Origin of the sequence: Exiguobacterium sp. s34 (genome assembly GCF_018617435.1) — a bacterium.
Classification (GTDB): domain Bacteria; phylum Bacillota; class Bacilli; order Exiguobacteriales; family Exiguobacteriaceae; genus Exiguobacterium; species Exiguobacterium aestuarii.
The window spans coordinates 497,613-514,272 of record NZ_JACSKE010000001.1 but is presented as its reverse complement, the minus strand read 5'-3'; the positions used below and the strand labels follow the sequence as shown (position 1 = coordinate 514,272).

Genomic DNA, 16,660 nt, shown 5'->3' with positions numbered 1-16,660 from the left:
GAACATGAAAGACATTAATTTTAATATCATTTCAGACGATGCGACGGACGGACACGGCGGTTTTGGTGTCGGTTCGCTTAGCTTAAATAACATGTCCCCGGTCATCATTGACGTCGAGGCAGGCACAGCGACGATTGATATGGGCGCCATGCACGCCAAGTCAGCCATCGAGAAGCGCATCAAGTTTTTGACGGACCAAGAGGCGGTACCGAACGGGAAACCGTACTGGATCGTGTGGGTGACGGTCGGTCGGAAACCGGAAGGCTTTTACTATGGTGGCGTCGCGGCATGTGATATGTTGGTAGATGTCGAAGCGAGACGAGGCTATAAACTATTGCCTTATCACGTCAATCAAATGGACAAATCGTTGAAGGGTCGGATTTTAATCGACATGATGGACGCTCCGTCCCGCAGCGTATTGGCGAATTTCTTACAAGAACATCGTCCAGAAATTTGGACGAACTCGACTGAACTTCATGCAGAGCTCGAGCGCTTAAGCGCCGAGTAAAAAGATTGGACGAATTTTTCGTCTCCAATCTTTTTTGTTTCGCATTTTTGGGAGTAACAGGAAATTATGTAACTGAAGAGATATTCATTTGTAATTGTATGAAAATTCAGTATTATGATATACTGACTACATTGTGAAAAAAAGAAAGGGTGATACGATGAGCGAAACGAAAAAAATCTTAATCGGTCTCGCGCTAGGTGTTGTAGTTGGTCTCGGATTGGCGGGATTGCCGGATTCAATTTATGAGATTGTGAATCCGTATATTTTATCTCCGGTCGGAACGGTCTTTTTGAATCTGATTAAAATGTTAGTCGTGCCGATTGTCTTCTTCTCGATTATTTTAGGCGTAATGGGTCTCGGGGACCCGAAAGAGCTAGGTCGAGTCGGGACGAAGTCGATTTTGTTCTTCTTAGCGACGACAGCACTCGCCATTATGTTGGCGATGGGTGTCGCATCTGTTTTACAACCTGGGGAGCGTGGGGACTTCCAAACAACAGGTCTTGAATTTGAATCAACAGCGACCGAGGAATCGTCAAATATCGTACAGACATTCGTCAATATGATTCCGACGAACCCGATTACGGCACTCGCTGAAGGGAATATGCTTCAAATCATCGTCTTTGCGGCATTGATTGGATTCGCGTTGATTGCCCTTGGGGACAAAGCGAAGACATGGCGTCAATTCGTCAAACAAGGCGATCGCATCATGATGTACTTGATTCATCTCGTCATGAAGCTCGCTCCATACGGCGCATTCGCATTGATTGCTTCTGCAATCGGAGGCATCGGTCTCGATGCGGTCGTCGCGATGGCATGGTATATGATTGCCGTCGTTTTGACACTCTTCTTACACGCCACGATTGTATACGGAGCAGCCGTTTACTTCATCGGGAAGATGAGCCCGGTGTTCTTCTTCAAGAACTTCTATGAAGCGATGACGTTTGCGTTCTCGACATCTTCGTCGAATGCGACGCTTCCGGTATCGATGGAAGTCGCACAGAAGAAACTCGGTGTACCACGTTCGATTTCGTCGTTCGTGCAACCACTCGGGGCAACGGTCAATATGGACGGGACAGCGATCATGCAAGGTGTCGCAACCATCTTCATCGCGCAAGTGTTCGCCTCTGACTTAACAATGACTCAATTGTTGACGGTCGTCATTACGGCGGTCCTCGCTTCGATCGGGACAGCGGGTGTACCAGGAGTCGGGCTTGTCATGCTTGCCCTCGTCCTTCAGTCAGTCAACTTGCCAGTAGAAGGAATCGCCCTCATCATTGGGGTCGACCGTATTCTTGATATGCTTCGCACATCTGTCAACATCACGGGGGATGCGGCATGTGCGGTTGTCGTTTCAAAATTAGAAGAAAAACATCTACCACCAGTCGACGAAGACTCGTGGGATGAAGCAGGTGCAACCTCTTCATCATCGCTATGATATAGTAAAGGACCATGACAACGCGTCATGGTCCTTATTTTGTAGATAGAAAGAGTGATGGTTATGGAATGGGAACTGCTCCCGCTCCCTTTATTTTTAATAATGAGTATTTTACTCAATAGTGTGATTGCAGTAGCCGGAGTTTTACCGAGTGCCTTTTTAACGGCAATCAACGTGAGTGTCCTCGGTCTCGTACCTGGTATTCTCGTCTCGATTGTCGGTGAGGCGGTAGGCGCCATCGTCAGTTTCATTCTTTACCGAAAAGCGCTGCATCGTTATACGTCCCCGGACGGCGGCCGGTTTCAGCGTCTCCGAGAGGCAACAGGGGCCGAGGCATGGTTTCTCGTCCTGGGCATGCGTCTCATGCCGTTCGTGCCGTCTGGTCTCGTCACGTTATCGGCAGCGTTCAGTCGTATGACCCTCGCCTCGTTCGCGGTCGCAAGTACGATTGGGAAAGTGCCTGCCCTCATCATGGAAGGATTTGCGGTGACGGCAGCGATGCAATTGACGATCGGGTGGCAGCTGTTCTTGGTCGGTCTCGTCGGGATTGCTTACCTCGTCTGGCGAATGCGTCAGAGAAGGGGCGAAAAGATATGACAAAACGCCTCGACAAATCGTTTACCGGTCGTTTTTTTCCGCAACAAGGCCCAGTCAATTAAAATGGACTCCTCAAAATCTTTTAAAAAGGCTTCGTGAAGTTGCTGAATCGACGTCGTATCGAATTGAGCGATCATCATCTCGTGATTGAGAAACATGCTCCGAAAGTCGAAGTTGGCTGACCCGACAAGGGCGACTTTCCCATCAATCAAGAGTGTTTTCGCATGGATGAAATGGCGATTGTATTTATAAATTTTGATGTTCCGTTTCAGCAACTGTTCAAAATAATACTCACTCGCATGGAAGCTGAACCATTCGTCTCCTTTTCCTGGGACGACGATTCGTACATCGATTCCACTTCGCCCTGCGACTTCGAGAATCGCCAACAGTTCAGGCGGAGGTACAAGGTATGGGGTGGTGAGCCAAATCGACTCTTTTGCCTCCATGAGTAGACGCATCAATCCATCGCGGATGGTCACATCTTTTCCCGGTGACGTGACCAAAAGTTGCGTCGCTCCGTTTTGCCCTTTCGGTTCATTTACAAAGTATTGAGAGAGATGCTCTTCGTCTGCGAAGAGATCCCATGTCTCATCAATGGTCCCTTGACCTGCATATAGCCAGTTCTCGACAAAGAGCTGCTGAAGTTCTCGGACGAGCGGACCTTCGAGGCGTAGATGGGTGTCACGCCAGAAACCGAGTTTCTCATTTTTCCCAAGATACTCATCCCCGACGTTCAACCCGCCTGTGAGCGCGATTCGTCCATCCACGACAATCAATTTTTGGTGGTTGCGGAAATTGGCATTGAAGACGAGATAAGGGTGTAGGACCGGGTCGAACGCTTGGACGTGGACACGGGACTCCCGTAACGGTTGAATAAAATCTTCCCCGATTTCTTGGCTACCGAGTCCGTCATATAAAAAGCGAATGATGACGTTCTCATTCGATTTTTGGATGAGTGCATCTCGTACCTTTAAGGAAATCTCGTCGGTTCTAAATAAATAGTATTGAATGTGGATATGGTCGGTCGCGCTGTTGATGGCGTCTAACAACGCCTCGAATTTTTCTTCGCCGTTGACGAGGAGAGTCGTCGACGTGTGAGCGTCCGCACCGCTTGCTCCTAATTTTTCGAGTGTACGTGTCAGCGGATAAGTAGATACGAGATCGGGAGAAGTCTCGATTTTTTCACTTTCAATCGCTTGCCTTAGCATCCGGATTTCTGACGAGGTTCGTTTAAAGCGTCGATGGCGACGCGGCGTACGACCGAACATGACCCATGCCAACACACCGATGAACGGTATAAAGAATACGGTCAATAACCAGGCGAGCTTCCCTTGGGGCTGTACTTGGTCAAATAATATCTGCCAACCGACGACGAGCGGTGCGACGATTGCGATTCCGATTAATACGGGAATGAGGACATCGAGCCAAAACAAGAGACCGACGAGCAAGATGACGCTGATGATCATGATGATGAGTTGAATGACGCGACGTTTCAAAGGTAACACCACCTTTCTATAAACGATGAAAACGAGGGGGAATTCCCCTCGTTTTTTAGTATACGCTGTTCAAGACAGCGTTGATTTCGTCCGCGTAACGAACGAAGAAGTATACATTCACTGCGAGAGAGAACAAGACGAGGAAGAGACCGAACTGTGCTTTAACCCGATTCCGATTCCAATAGTAGAAGACGGACAAGAGCACCGCCAGTCCTACGAATAGAGCGATGACTTCAACGATTCCCCAGACGATATCCTTGGATAAAAACATGTCGACGATTGTCATGACGACGTAGATGAAGACGACAATCCCCATAATCACGACTAAAATAGCTAAAATGATGCTAATCCAATCCGAACTAACTGCGTCAATTAGGTTTTCAATGGCCATTTCGTATTCGCTCACAACCGTTCCTCCTTTCGACAGATTGCATAACTATACATTCATTACCCTTTTTTTCATTTCTAAAATCAGGCTTTCACTGGCGAATGGATGAATGAGGGAAGTGGAATTTTAGAAACAATTGCCACGACAGCAAATACATAGAGCCAACTGTTCGGCGGGAAGAAGAGCACGAGTAGCACGATGATGGCTAGCGGTTGTCGCATCGCCGTCGCAAGCAAGGCGCTCGTCGTCAGAACGACCGAAAATGTCATATCGATTTCAAATAAGAGGCTGAAAAAATAGCCAAGCGTGAACGAAGAAAAGAGAAGCGGATAAATATGTCCACCACGCCAACCGGTCGCGAGACAGAAGGCCGTAAAGAGAAGTTTCAAAACGCTGTAGAGAAGAAGGGTGTACAGCGGGATGAGTTGCCAGTCTTCTGCATATTCGAGAATCGTTTCTTCTCCAGAGAAGAGGAGATCAGGATATAGGAGAGCCATTCCCCCAATCCCGATACCACCGAGTGTGGTGAGCAATAAGATTGGGATGTTTGAAAAGAGTCGCATCAATGCGTGTTCACTGATTAAATAAAGCCAACCGAGAACCATGCCGCCAAGAACCATCAGTAACATCGTCCAATCGAGTTGGACACTTTCAATCGCGGGAAATTTAATGATGAACGGTGGACGTTCGTCAAGTTGGTTGAGTAAATAAAACGTCCCGATTCCAGCAAGTGTCGCAAGCAGGTTTAGCATTGGTTGTCTCTTCTGCTCGGTCTCCTCTGCCGCGATTGCTCCAAAGAGCGGCGCATTGAAGACAATCCCGAGAACGACCGCGTGTCCGACTTCTTGCAATTCCGCTAATTCTTGACGGACGTGACGAATGCGCTCCGAGAACCACGTTGTGAGCCCGCCGACGATCCCGACGAGCGCTGCCTCAGGACCGAGGCTTGCACCTCCGATGAGCACGAGAAGGGCGGTCAACGTCGTGAAGCCTATTAAACGATAGTCAATCCGGCCAGTTCCTTTTCGTTCTTCTAACACTTCGGGCATGAGACGTGGCATTCGACCGTACCGGCGCTGCAATAGACCGATGCATATACCGGCGATGACCGGGACAAGAAACACATAAAAAGGAAAATCAAATTGTTCGGGTACCGTATGCCATACAACATGAATCCCTTTATACACGACAGATAAGAAAATCCAACTGATTAAACCAATCAAGACCCCAAGTACGATGGCATAACCACTGACAATCCATGATTTCATGTACATCTCCACCTCTTTCGTTCGCATCAATCTTCTATAATATGCTATCTCCTGAACACCTATGACCGAAACCTAAAAATCAATGAAATCCGACAGAAGTGGGGAATAGGTTCTGTTCACCATGGAAAGTAAAAAAGTGCAGGCTTCCGACGAAGTCGATGCCCACACTTGGAATAAAGAAACGGGTTCATGCTGTTTTGATGGCGTGCTCTTTCGCAGGAGCTGGTTTTCCGAAGAAATAACCTTGCGCCAAATCGAATCCGAGCTCACGGCACACATCGGCTTCTTCGATGCGCTCGACACCTTCGGCGAGGAGCGTGATGCCCATCGTGTGTGTCAAAGCACGTACTTTTTTGAGGAACTCCCGCTTCTCAGCATCCTCGTCACAAAATGAAACATACGAACGGTCAATTTTGACATAGTCGGGCTCGAGTCGTTTCAACATATCAATGGTCGAGAAGCCTGCACCGACATCGTCTAATGCAACTTGCATCCCCCGTTTTTTATATGTAGAAAATACGTGCTGTAAATGATCGACGTCATGTACCTTCTCCGTCTCCACGACTTCAAAGATGAAGCGGTCCGGACTTAGTTCATATCGGTCGATGATGTCGAACGTATGCTGGAGGCAATAGTCCGGGTTGTAAATCGTTGAGGGTAAGAAGTTGATGAATGTCTTTTGGTGAGGGGCAACGACTTCGTATGTCGCTTTAATCGCCTCAGCACGAGCCCGCTGATCGAGCTTCGAATGAAGACCGAAACGGTTTGCCGTCCGGAATAAATCATAAGGCGAGATGTTGGCACCGCTACGGAGAAGTGCTTCGTATCCGAACGTTTCCGTAGAATCGAGGAAGATGATGGGCTGGAGATGACTCTCAAACGTGCCGTGCTGAATCTGTTCAATGATATGCCGATAGGCAAGCTGATCCTTTAACACTTCGACCTCAAGCGGCGGGGTCTGACGGTTCGATGCAGGATCAACACAGTAGACCATTCCGTTTGCTTGTGTGAGAAGTGCATCTAGTTCTTCAAACGATGTATACGGGTATTCCTGGAATGTCGTGACGAGTGTCCCTTGAGCAATCAAAGGAATTGTTGTATTACAAGAAGCGCAGGGTGACCACATACTATTCCACCTTCCATTTAAAATTGGTTCATTCAGTATATCGGTCACGTCTCACAAAAAACTCACATTCGGGAATCATTCTTCAAAAAAATCGTGCAAAATGGGTACAGGTTTTGTATACTTCCTATCGTATGATTAAGAAGCGCCTCAAAACGCCACTCGCATACGAACAACTTTTTGAACAGAAAGGGGTTCTATCGATGGACCAAAAATTAAAATTATGGTTTACGGAGCACCAAACAGAAGATTACGGGATCACGTTCCGTGTAAACCACGTTTATGAGAGCGAACAAACGGAGTTTCAACGACTAGAAATGGTCGAAACGGACGAGTTCGGAACGATGTTGTTACTTGACGGGATGGTCATGACGACGGATAAGGACGAATTCGTCTATCACGAGATGGTCGCACACGTCCCACTTTTCACACACCCGAATCCTAAGCATGTGCTAGTAGTCGGTGGGGGAGACGGCGGTGTCATCCGTGAAATCATGAAACACCCATCAGTTGAAAAAGCGGTTCTCGTTGATATCGACGGGAAAGTCATTGAATATTCGAAGAAATACTTGCCGAACATTGCCGGTGAACTTGATAACCCACGTGTTGAAGTCATCGTCGGTGACGGTTTCATGCATATCGCCAAGTCAGAGAACGAGTACGACGTCATCATGGTCGACTCGACAGAACCGGTCGGACCAGCAGCGAACCTCTTCACAAAAGGATTCTATGCAGGCATTTCGAAAGCGCTCAAAGAAGATGGCATCTTTGTCGCACAAACGGACAACCCATGGTTCACGCCAGAACTCATCCAAACGGTTCAACGTGACGTGAAGGAAATCTTCCCAATCACGAAACTATACACGGCGAACGTACCGACTTACCCGAGCGGCATGTGGACGTTCACGATCGGTTCGAAGAAGTACGATCCGGAACAAGTATCGGCTGAGCGTTTCCATGACATCGAAACAAAATACTACACGCCGAAGCTTCATAACGCGGCATTCGTCCTTCCGAAATTCGTGGAGGATTTGACAAAATGATCAAACGCTTTGATGAAGCATACTCAGGTAAAGTATTTATCGCCAGTCTCCCAGAGGTGACAGAGGCGAAGACGGTTCTTTATGGGATGCCGATGGACTGGACGGTCAGTTTCCGTCCGGGCTCGCGTTTCGGTCCGAACCGGATTCGTGAAGTATCGATCGGACTTGAGGAATACAGCCCTTATTTAGACGGTGATTTGGCAGATGCAGCGGTGTACGATGCGGGAGATATTCCACTTCCGTTCGGGAACGCACCAAAGTCGCTCGACATGATCGAGGCGTTCGTCAAAGATATCGTCAAAGCAGGCAAGTTCCCACTCGGAATGGGTGGCGAGCACCTCGTCACATGGCCGATCATCAAGGCGATGCATGACGTGTATGGTGACGACTTCGTCATCATCCACTTAGATGCACATACCGACCTTCGGGATGAGTATGAAGGCGAGCCTCTCTCACACTCGACTCCGCTTAAAAAAGCGGCGAACTTGATTGGACCATCGAACTGTTACTCGTTCGGAATCCGTTCAGGGATGAAAGAAGAGTTTGAGTGGGCGCGTGAAGTTGGTTACAACATGCATCAATTTGAGGTCATCGAGCCACTCAAACGCGTCTTACCGACGCTCGCAGGGAAAAAAGTATATGTCACGATTGATATCGACGTCCTTGACCCGTCAGCAGCACCAGGGACAGGCACACAAGAAATCGGTGGCATCTCGACGAAAGAATTGCTAGAAGCAGTACACGCGATTGCGAATGCAGATCTCGACATCATCGGTGCAGACCTTGTCGAAGTATCACCGGCATACGATCAGTCGGATATGACAGCCATCGCGGCAGCAAAAATTCTTCGTGAGATGATGATTGGATTCGTGAAGTAAATGCGGAAAAAAGGTCAGCTGGAAATGGAACTGAGCGCCCGGATCACCCAATGGGAGAAAGAATACTTGGGTCGCGGGTCATTGACGTGTAAGGCAGACCTGCTTCGGGACCTGGCCATCGTTACGCTCCAAGGGGTGTTGACGCCGGCTGAGTATGACTTGGCCACCAAGTCGGCAGGTCGCGAGCAACTGAAAAAGTACCGCAACAATCTCGTCGAATCGGGGCGCAGTCAACTTGAAACGATCGTCGGGCAAGTGCTCGGTCGTTCCATTGTCTCGCTCCACACGGACATCAGTACGAAAACGGGGGAGCGTCTCATCGTCTTTCGCTTAGATGCACCTTGGGATCAAACCGATTGACAACGAATCGTCGACTTTTTAAAATAAAAGGCAGAGACGTGAGCGGAGCGAATGGACGAGTCACTATGAAGCGTGCTTTCGAGATCTTCTTACGGAGCTACTGACTAATTTAATTAACCGACAGTTGTCGGCTAGACGGAGCGATTATTCGAGCCGTCGGCATACAGCGCACGCCTTCTTTAGGTGTGCGCTTTTTTGTCGCCAAGGAGGAAAACATATGGAATTGTTTGTATTTCTATTGACGAGCGCTCCCGTGCTTCTATTTGTGACGGGTGTAATCGCCGCAGTCGGGAAATCGAATTTGAAGATTCCTGATTCACTGAGCACGACGCTCAACATTTACTTACTACTCGCTATTGGATTAAAAGGGGGGATGGGACTCGCCTCGGTATCGCTAGAAGAAATCGCCTTACCACTGACCGTCACACTGTTGATTGGCATATTGTTACCGCTCCTCGCGTTTCTTGCAGGAGGTATCCTGAAGTTCACTTTTCCTGAACGGATTGCCATGGCTGCGACGTTCGGGTCCGTCTCGCTCGTGACCTATGTGGCCGCATCGACGCAACTCGAGCGACTCGGGATTGGGTATGAACCGTTCATGACGACATTGGTCGTCGTGCTCGAAATCCCAGGATTGATTGTGGCGTTACTGTTGTATAACCAGACACAGGTAATGGGGATCACGGCAACGTCGGGCAAGACGAACTCACTGTCTGTCCTTCGGGATAGCTTATTTTCGAAAAGTATCTTGCTCATGCTTGCGGGTCTTGTTGTCGGACTCGTGACGCCAGACGCGACGCCGCTCAAACCATTCTTTGTCGACTTGTTCCCGGGCGTATTGCTCCTCTTTTTACTCGGTTTAGGGGTAAAAGTGGGACAACAATTGAAGACCGTACCGTCATATGGATTGAAATTCGTCGCCATGGGAATGCTGTTCCCATTGATTGGGGCATTGGTTGGCTTTTTGGCGGCGGGTGTTGCTGGTCTTTCGGAAGGAGGAACGATTCTCCTCATGACACTAGCAGCGAGCGGTTCATACATCGCAGCTCCTGCGATGCTACAAGCATCGGTCCCGGAAGCAAAACCGTCCTTTTATTTGACCCTTTCCCTTGCGGTCACGTTCCCGTTCAACTTATTGATTGGTATCCCACTGTATATCGCAATCGTTACATGAATAAGCGCCGACTCAAAAGAGTCGGCGCTTATTTTGCGTTCGTTTTACATCATTGCGTCACTTTTTGCGATTCCATGCATTTGAGAGCGGCCGTCCAGCTTCCAAAGAGGACGTTGATGGTCGATGTACTCGGTACGTTTCGACCTTCCGCCCATTTTCGATAATGAAGGATGCTGAAGTGGGGCAATTCTTTTTTCGCAAGCCGGAGGGCTTCAATCACATCTTCCTCATCCCATTTTCGTTTCGGAGGAGCGATATCTAACACGAAAAGAGCATAGCTCCAAGAACCATACTTTCGAGCGATAGTCGCCACGGTCGGATAGCCGCGTTCTTGCGCCCAAACGGCATAATGTTGGGACGTGAGGCGTTCGAGTTCTTCCGAAGCTTCGATCAATGCTTGGATGATGCGTTCCTCACTATTTTTAGCGGCGGTTGTTTGAAGTTTGGCTTCGCGGAGTGCATTCGACCATGAACCAAAACGACTGCTGATGAGTGTGAGAGAAGGCGAACGTGTCACTTTTGACCATTCTCGGTACGTTTGACTCGTGAATAGCGTGAGCTCTTCTGCAGCTTTGTTTAACGCACGTAGAATATCTTCGTCTGAATAATAATGAAACGAAAGCTTGATTTGTGCTGCAACGAGGGCTTCGCGCCACGAACCAAATTGGTGAATGACGGTGGAAAGGGAAGGGACGTTTTTGTCATGAGACCAAACACTGTATTGTTTGGAATCAAGTTCTGCATATTCTTGGGCAGCCAATTGCAAAGCTTGTACGATTTGAGGTCGTGTCCATTTTTTCATCTTGGTGTCTCTCCTTTTGTGTGAACGCTCACGGGCGTCTCAGAAGGTCTCTTGGTGTGAATGAACATGTATGTTGTCAGATTGGTCGTACAGAAGTGAAGCGGCGATGTGTGACGGGTACCTCCTTTTTGATCAAAAACATAGCTGTCAACAACATCCAATTTTATTTGGTATGTTCTTTCCATTCCCGCTGAGGAGAAAAATATTCATTATGTGAAAGAAAAGATGAGAATAACTTTGTGAACTTATTTGTTACAGCGATTTCATTAATAACAAAAAGCTCGCATTATCCTTAAATTTGTTACAACGACTCGGGTAGTTTACTAGCATCAACGCTTTCTTCGCACACCATACCCAACACGATCAATCAACTAGACATTTGGAGGTGCAATACACGATGGCTACACTCGTCAACGTATATCGAAGAAATCGCAGAAACTTGTTATTTTTCTGCGTCGATATCGCAATCGTCTCAATCGTCTTATATATGACGTTTGACATTTTATTTTCGAAAGTGATGCCGTATACCGCAACAACATATGATCTGTTGCTGATGGTATCGATTAAGATGATTAGCTTTATGCTCGTCGGAGCAATTTTGAAAATTCATCGAATCGATTGGCGTTACGCTTCAATCCATGAAATGAAACAAGTAACCATTGCGTTGATCAGTAGCGACCTGATTCTATTCGCCTACAATCAGTTTCAATTCGGACGTGGACTCGGCGTCATGATTGCGGTGCAAGGGCTGCTAGCATTTAACCTGATTTTATTCACGCGTTTTTTGGCCCGACATCACGTCCTGCATACGTTCAAACCACATGCTGCTCCCCAAGGACGGAAGACACTGATTATCGGAGCCGGGAACTCCGGACAGCTCATCGTTCGCGAGTTAAAAGAATATCGGACGAACGTACTTCATGTAGTTGGTATTCTCGACGACGATCCGATGCTCGCCTCTTTATATGTACACGGTGTTCCGATTCTCGGAACGACAGACGATTTAGAACGAGTTATTGAGGAGCAAGGAATCGAGGTCGTGATTTTCTCTATCCCGAGCTTGGCGCACGCGAGACGAATCGAGTTGTTGAAGCGGATTGAAAAGACCGGGGTGGAATCACACGCACTGCCGATGTTATCTGAACTGGCGACCGGAAATGTTTCGATCAATGAAATTCGCGAAGTAAAGATCGAGGATTTGTTGGGACGAGAACCTGTACAACTTGATATTTCAGGCATCTCGAAACACGTAGAAGGGGCAACAGTCCTCGTGACAGGAGCGGGAGGTTCAATCGGTTCGGAATTGTGTCGTCAATTGATTAAGTTCAAACCGGCCGAGATGATTCTTCTCGGACATGGTGAAAACAGCATTTATTTAATCGAAAAAGAATTGAACGGACTCGGGCTCGAGACAATACTTCGTCCAGTCATCGGAGATGTGCAAGACCTAGAGCGACTCGAATACGTCTTTCAAACGTATCGCCCAGAAATCGTCTACCATGCGGCAGCTCACAAACACGTTCCATTAATGCAAGACAACCCACTTGAAGCAGTCAAAAATAACATCTATGGCACGAAAAATATGGTCGATGTGGCCTCGAAATATCGGGTCGATCGATTCGTGATGGTCTCGACCGATAAAGCGGTCAATCCGACGAACGTCATGGGGTCGACGAAGCGAATCGCAGAGATGATTGTCCAAGAAAAAGCGCGTTCAAGCGATACGATCTTCGCAGTCGTTCGATTCGGAAATGTTCTCGGCAGTCGTGGTTCGGTCGTCCCTCTCTTCAAGGAACAGATTGCCCAAGGAGGACCGGTCACCGTAACAGATTCGGAGATGACACGTTATTTCATGACGATTCCAGAAGCGAGTCGACTCGTCATTCAAGCGAGCGTATTATCCCGAGGCGGGGAAATCTTTGTCCTCGATATGGGAGAACCGGTCAAAATCATCGACTTAGCGAAGAAGATGATTGAACTCAGTGGATTTACGATTGAGCAGATCCCGATCGAAGTGACGGGAATCCGGCCTGGGGAGAAATTATACGAAGAATTGTTAGCCACAAATGAATTAGATCCAGATGCCAACATCTTCCCGAAAATTTTTGTTGGTTGTACGCGTCCTTTCACATCGGTCGCTCCGATTTTGCGGTTAATCGAACACTTTCGACCGAACGGTCCAGCATTGACGGACGCTTTACTGTTCGTTGCGAACAGTGACGACATTGATGGTGATCTACAACGAATTTTTACAAGTGGATTTGAATTTATCCCGGCTCGGCAAGTGCATATCCGTGTCGTCGATGGAAATTAAGGGGGGAGTGCAATGGATCGTGTCATGGTGATCGGTGTGTCCACGTTCAAGGGATTCCATCTTGCTCGACGACTACTCAAAGAAGGATACGAAGTGATTGGCATTGATGACGAAGGAGAAGCGAAAACGCAACTCGCGAGACAGCGGCTATACGTCTTGTCTCACCCATCGTTCCATCTCATTCGGACAGATGTCTTCCACAAACCACATATGCGCCAAATTGCAACGATGTATGAACCGAATCATGTCATTCTATGTAGTGGGTCTTCTAGCACAAATCAGGAGCGAAAAATCGAACGTTACGAGCAAGTGAAGCAACTCGTCATGAATCAAAAAAGTCGAGTGCCGATTCAATCATTCATCACGTTCGACCTTCCTGTTGAACAGACTTGTCACTCGTCATCAGCTCTTCACCTCATTACAGAGGATGTCTACGGACCTTGGGATGATCCGACGACACTTTTTTCAAAAGCGGTACTCGCCGTCGATCAAGGTCATCGTATGGTCGGATACTATGCAACAGATATTGTAAAAGCATCTTATATCGATGATGTGGTTGAAACCGTCGTTCGAGTCATCAAATTGATTCAGTCGGGATTGTCGCTTGTTGGGCAGTTCCGAATTGATGCCTCCGATTACGTACATGTCCAAACACTATTAGCTGAAATTGGACATCAGCTCCATCGACCCGTCCATATATCTCTTCCGATGCGTGAACATGTCTTTCAAGAAACCGATTTACCTACGCTAGAAGCGATGATTGGATTTCGACCACGAACCCCACTGCACGAAGGATTGCGACAGACCATTGAATGGTATGACGCCTATCAAACCATGATGAAGGAGGACATGAGCACATGAATATTTTATTATCGAAACCGCACATGTCCGGACGAGAGATGGCATATGTGGAAGAAGCGTTCTCAAGTAATTGGATTGCGCCACTCGGTCCGAACGTCAACGCTTTTGAAGAAGAGCTTGGGAAATATGTCGATCATCCGTATACACTCGCGACGAGTTCTGGCACAGCGGCACTCCACCTCGCTCTATTGACGTTAGGAATCGAAAGAGGGGATGTCATCTTTTGTCAGTCGCTCACATTCGTCGCTTCGGTCAATCCGATTCTCTATGTCGGGGCGACCCCAGTATTCATCGATTCAGAACAAGAGACGTGGAACATGTCACCGGAAGCATTGCGAAAAGCACTTGTCCAAGCCGCTACAAAAGGAAAGTTGCCGAAAGCAGTCATCGTCGTCCATCTATACGGGGTGGTCGCGAAAATCGGAGAGATTCGTCACATTTGCCAAGAGTTTGGGGTACCCCTGATTGAAGACGCTGCGGAATCACTCGGAGCGACTTGGCAAGGGCAGATGACCGGTACAATCGGTGACATCGGATTCTATTCCTTCAATGGGAACAAAATCATCACGACGTCAGGCGGGGGGATGCTTTTGCTCAGCTCTGACAGCCAACGCCAATATGCGTTGAAACTGGCAACGCAGGCAAGGGAAAACGTCTTACATTATGAGCATGAAGAAGTCGGTTACAACTATCGCTTGAGCAACGTGTCGGCGGGAATTGGCCGGGGGCAGCTTGAGGTCATCGAACAACGAGTACGGGCACGGCGCAACGTCTTTCGTCGGTATGAACAAATGTTTTCAACGATCGATGTCACGTATCAACAAGAAATTCCATTCTCTCGTGCGAATCGTTGGTTGACCGCCATGCAAATCGGACGAGACATCGCCAGCCGTGATCAGTTGATTCAACGGTTAGGCGATGCAGGGATTGAATCACGGCCAGTCTGGAAGCCGATGCATCTACAGCCCCTCTATCGAGATGCAGAATACGTCACGGTGGACAAGGAAGACGTGAGTCGTCATTTATTTGAAAATGGTATTTGCTTGCCGTCGAGTTCGAGCTTGACGATTGGTGAACAACAGAAAGTGATTCAAGCCGTGCTAGATACACGCCATTTCGTGAAAGAAAAAAGCGTGTAAGGAGGATATGAAATGAAAACGGAAGCAGAGATCATTCGAGCGCTTCAAACCGCAGCATCTCTGACTCCATCTCTCACGGTGACACAATATCAACGATGGAGCCAAGGACAAAATGCTCCCACGTTTCTTGACATTTTATCTGTATATGGGACATGGACGAATGCCCTGAAGGCATCGGGATTGTTAGAAATAAGACGTTATGAATCCCAGGATATGATTCAGGCACTTCGGCTTGCATCGGTAGAAGAAGGAAGGCTAACGAGTGCTCAATATCGGCGATGGGCATCCGGAAGAAGCGTTCCTTCATTAGGCGATATTATTAACCATTTCGGGTCGTGGAGTCTCGCCGTTAAAGCGGTCGAGCGTTTAGAAGAGGAACATTTCACCGTACAACCCTCAAAAGACAAGGCGGAGATTGTACAAGCGTTATATGAAGCCTACCGAGTATTAAAGCCTTTCAACGCGATTACGTATCAAAAATGGGCAAAGCGTTTTAATAAACCAAGCGTCGCAAAAGTGTCGAGACGATTCGGTTCATGGAAGCGGGCTCTATGCGAACTTGGGATTCATGAAATGACGGATCAAAAGTGATCAATGGAGGGATCGAGAGATGACTAGACCGATTGTACTCATGATTAGTGACCATCATACATCCACTTTCGTCTATCACGCTATCCGCGATTTAGGCGTGACACATGTCATTCAAGAAGACGGTCCCACTGAACATCGACCGCAGTCGCTCAAACAATGGATGACTCATCTATATATTCGATGGGCGACACCGCTTATGAAATGGACGAGTCAAGCGCGTATTCGAGAAGTGAGAGAGCGTTATCCATTACAGGATTCTCCGATTCCTCCTCATCACCTCATCCATGTCTCATCCTTGAACGATGACAAAACGCTCATGTGGCTCGAACGACTTGCACCGAAGCTGCTCGTGATTCATGAGACCGGACCAATCGAGTCGAGTCGTTTGAACCAGTTGCCATGCCCAATCATCACCGTTCGTCCGTCGATGGCGGAAGGGCAGCTACAAGCATATTGGGCGATTCAATCCGTGCCTTCTTTTTGTGAGGCGACGCTCGAACAGTGGACGACACAAGGATGGCGCGTTCTCGATCAGGCGGTCATCTATAAAGGCGGAAGCGACAATTTTGCCACATATCCTTATTTACAATTGACCACGGTGTTACCGATGTTGCGCCGACACATCGAAACACTAGATCTCGTACAACCAGACCGCCGACAAATTAAAGTCCAAGCCTAAGGCT

Annotated in this window: 17 protein-coding genes; 12 read left to right on the top strand and 5 right to left on the bottom strand. The window is 48.0% G+C overall.

The genetic code is table 11. The features are described from left to right. The first annotated feature begins 4 nt into the window (after window positions 1-4). From KNO87_RS02515 to KNO87_RS02505, 3 genes are all read left to right on the top strand, one after another. Complete coding sequence (locus KNO87_RS02515) at window positions 5-508, top strand: YwhD family protein (protein WP_214792799.1); 504 nt, start codon at window positions 5-7, stop codon at window positions 506-508. 157 nt (window positions 509-665) lie between these two features. Then, window positions 666-1,943: a dicarboxylate/amino acid:cation symporter gene (locus KNO87_RS02510; RefSeq protein WP_214784869.1), complete on the top strand. Its 1,278-nt coding sequence runs from the start codon at window positions 666-668 to the stop codon at window positions 1,941-1,943. A 63-nt stretch (window positions 1,944-2,006) separates the two neighbouring features. Beyond that, window positions 2,007-2,540 (top strand): TVP38/TMEM64 family protein, encoded by a 534-nt coding sequence (locus tag KNO87_RS02505; RefSeq protein WP_251126543.1) that lies wholly within the window; start codon window positions 2,007-2,009, stop codon window positions 2,538-2,540. Here KNO87_RS02505 and cls read toward each other — a convergent pair. From cls to KNO87_RS02485, 4 genes are all read right to left on the bottom strand, one after another. Continuing rightward, window positions 2,516-4,045 (bottom strand): cardiolipin synthase, encoded by a 1,530-nt coding sequence (cls, locus tag KNO87_RS02500; RefSeq protein ID WP_353047449.1) that lies wholly within the window; start codon window positions 4,043-4,045, stop codon window positions 2,516-2,518. The genes KNO87_RS02505 and cls overlap by 25 nt on opposite strands. 46 nt (window positions 4,046-4,091) lie before the next feature. After that, window positions 4,092-4,442, bottom strand: a complete 351-nt coding sequence (locus KNO87_RS02495) for a hypothetical protein (RefSeq protein ID WP_074035622.1) — start codon at window positions 4,440-4,442, stop codon at window positions 4,092-4,094. A gap of 65 nt (window positions 4,443-4,507) precedes the next feature. Next, window positions 4,508-5,692, bottom strand: a complete 1,185-nt coding sequence (locus KNO87_RS02490) for a chloride channel protein (protein ID WP_214792807.1) — start codon at window positions 5,690-5,692, stop codon at window positions 4,508-4,510. A 187-nt stretch (window positions 5,693-5,879) separates the two neighbouring features. After that, window positions 5,880-6,818 carry an EAL domain-containing protein gene (locus tag KNO87_RS02485; RefSeq protein WP_214792810.1) on the bottom strand — a complete coding sequence of 313 codons (939 nt, stop codon included), beginning with the start codon at window positions 6,816-6,818 and terminating at the stop codon, window positions 5,880-5,882. Window positions 6,819-7,018: 200 nt separating this feature from the next. On the opposite strand from KNO87_RS02485, the gene speE reads away from it, so the two are divergent. The 4 genes from speE (at window position 7,019) to KNO87_RS02465 (ending at window position 10,270) form a co-directional block, all read left to right on the top strand. Next, window positions 7,019-7,858: a polyamine aminopropyltransferase gene (speE, locus tag KNO87_RS02480; RefSeq protein WP_012727429.1), complete on the top strand. Its 840-nt coding sequence runs from the start codon at window positions 7,019-7,021 to the stop codon at window positions 7,856-7,858. Further along, window positions 7,855-8,736, top strand: a complete 882-nt coding sequence (speB, locus tag KNO87_RS02475) for an agmatinase (RefSeq protein ID WP_214786188.1) — start codon at window positions 7,855-7,857, stop codon at window positions 8,734-8,736. Before speE ends, speB begins: the two co-directional genes overlap by 4 nt. After that, the gene (locus KNO87_RS02470; RefSeq protein ID WP_214786190.1) at window positions 8,737-9,096 is read left to right on the top strand and encodes a Na-translocating system protein MpsC family protein; all 360 of its coding nucleotides are present in this window, start codon (window positions 8,737-8,739) and stop codon (window positions 9,094-9,096) included. It begins immediately after the preceding gene. A gap of 217 nt (window positions 9,097-9,313) precedes the next feature. After that, entirely contained in the window at window positions 9,314-10,270 is a 957-nt protein-coding gene (locus tag KNO87_RS02465; protein ID WP_214792813.1) for a sodium-dependent bicarbonate transport family permease, read from the top strand. Window positions 10,271-10,319: 49 nt separating this feature from the next. Here KNO87_RS02465 and KNO87_RS02460 read toward each other — a convergent pair whose 3' ends face one another. Then, window positions 10,320-11,072, bottom strand: coding sequence for a homing endonuclease associated repeat-containing protein (locus KNO87_RS02460; RefSeq protein WP_214786195.1), 753 nt, complete (start codon window positions 11,070-11,072; stop codon window positions 10,320-10,322). 397 nt (window positions 11,073-11,469) lie between these two features. Here KNO87_RS02460 and KNO87_RS02455 point away from each other — a divergent pair, with 397 nt between their 5' ends. Genes KNO87_RS02455 through KNO87_RS02435 form a run of 5 tightly spaced genes read left to right on the top strand, consistent with a single transcriptional unit; the run spans window position 11,470 to window position 16,656 of the window. Then, on the top strand, window positions 11,470-13,386 hold the full coding sequence (locus tag KNO87_RS02455; protein ID WP_214792816.1) for a polysaccharide biosynthesis protein: 1,917 nt from the start codon (window positions 11,470-11,472) through the stop codon (window positions 13,384-13,386). A 12-nt stretch (window positions 13,387-13,398) separates the two neighbouring features. Next, on the top strand, window positions 13,399-14,247 hold the full coding sequence (locus tag KNO87_RS02450) for an NAD-dependent epimerase/dehydratase family protein (protein WP_214792819.1): 849 nt from the start codon (window positions 13,399-13,401) through the stop codon (window positions 14,245-14,247). After that, window positions 14,244-15,386, top strand: coding sequence for an aminotransferase class I/II-fold pyridoxal phosphate-dependent enzyme (locus tag KNO87_RS02445; RefSeq protein ID WP_214792821.1), 1,143 nt, complete (start codon window positions 14,244-14,246; stop codon window positions 15,384-15,386). Before KNO87_RS02450 ends, KNO87_RS02445 begins: the two co-directional genes overlap by 4 nt. Window positions 15,387-15,398: 12 nt before the next feature. Beyond that, the gene (locus KNO87_RS02440; RefSeq protein ID WP_214792824.1) at window positions 15,399-15,977 is read left to right on the top strand and encodes a hypothetical protein; all 579 of its coding nucleotides are present in this window, start codon (window positions 15,399-15,401) and stop codon (window positions 15,975-15,977) included. A 19-nt stretch (window positions 15,978-15,996) separates the two neighbouring features. Next, window positions 15,997-16,656 (top strand): hypothetical protein, encoded by a 660-nt coding sequence (locus tag KNO87_RS02435; RefSeq protein ID WP_214792827.1) that lies wholly within the window; start codon window positions 15,997-15,999, stop codon window positions 16,654-16,656. The last annotated feature ends 4 nt before the right edge of the window (window positions 16,657-16,660 follow it).

Excerpts from the sequence above, each read along its gene's own strand:
- KNO87_RS02515 (WP_214792799.1), top strand. The coding sequence starts at position 5 with ATGAAAGACATTAATTTTAATATCATTTCAGACGATGCGACGGACGGA.
- KNO87_RS02435 (WP_214792827.1), top strand. The coding sequence starts at position 15,997 with ATGACTAGACCGATTGTACTCATGATTAGTGACCATCATACATCCACT.
- KNO87_RS02455 (WP_214792816.1), top strand. The coding sequence starts at position 11,470 with ATGGCTACACTCGTCAACGTATATCGAAGAAATCGCAGAAACTTGTTA.
- KNO87_RS02490 (WP_214792807.1), bottom strand. The coding sequence starts at position 5,692 with ATGAAATCATGGATTGTCAGTGGTTATGCCATCGTACTTGGGGTCTTG.
- KNO87_RS02465 (WP_214792813.1), top strand. The coding sequence starts at position 9,314 with ATGGAATTGTTTGTATTTCTATTGACGAGCGCTCCCGTGCTTCTATTT.
- KNO87_RS02505 (WP_251126543.1), top strand. The coding sequence starts at position 2,007 with ATGGAATGGGAACTGCTCCCGCTCCCTTTATTTTTAATAATGAGTATT.
- speE (WP_012727429.1), top strand. The coding sequence starts at position 7,019 with ATGGACCAAAAATTAAAATTATGGTTTACGGAGCACCAAACAGAAGAT.
- KNO87_RS02510 (WP_214784869.1), top strand. The coding sequence starts at position 666 with ATGAGCGAAACGAAAAAAATCTTAATCGGTCTCGCGCTAGGTGTTGTA.
- KNO87_RS02470 (WP_214786190.1), top strand. The coding sequence starts at position 8,737 with ATGCGGAAAAAAGGTCAGCTGGAAATGGAACTGAGCGCCCGGATCACC.
- KNO87_RS02445 (WP_214792821.1), top strand. The coding sequence starts at position 14,244 with ATGAATATTTTATTATCGAAACCGCACATGTCCGGACGAGAGATGGCA.
- KNO87_RS02440 (WP_214792824.1), top strand. The coding sequence starts at position 15,399 with ATGAAAACGGAAGCAGAGATCATTCGAGCGCTTCAAACCGCAGCATCT.
- KNO87_RS02460 (WP_214786195.1), bottom strand. The coding sequence starts at position 11,072 with ATGAAAAAATGGACACGACCTCAAATCGTACAAGCTTTGCAATTGGCT.
- speB (WP_214786188.1), top strand. The coding sequence starts at position 7,855 with ATGATCAAACGCTTTGATGAAGCATACTCAGGTAAAGTATTTATCGCC.
- KNO87_RS02485 (WP_214792810.1), bottom strand. The coding sequence starts at position 6,818 with ATGTGGTCACCCTGCGCTTCTTGTAATACAACAATTCCTTTGATTGCT.
- KNO87_RS02450 (WP_214792819.1), top strand. The coding sequence starts at position 13,399 with ATGGATCGTGTCATGGTGATCGGTGTGTCCACGTTCAAGGGATTCCAT.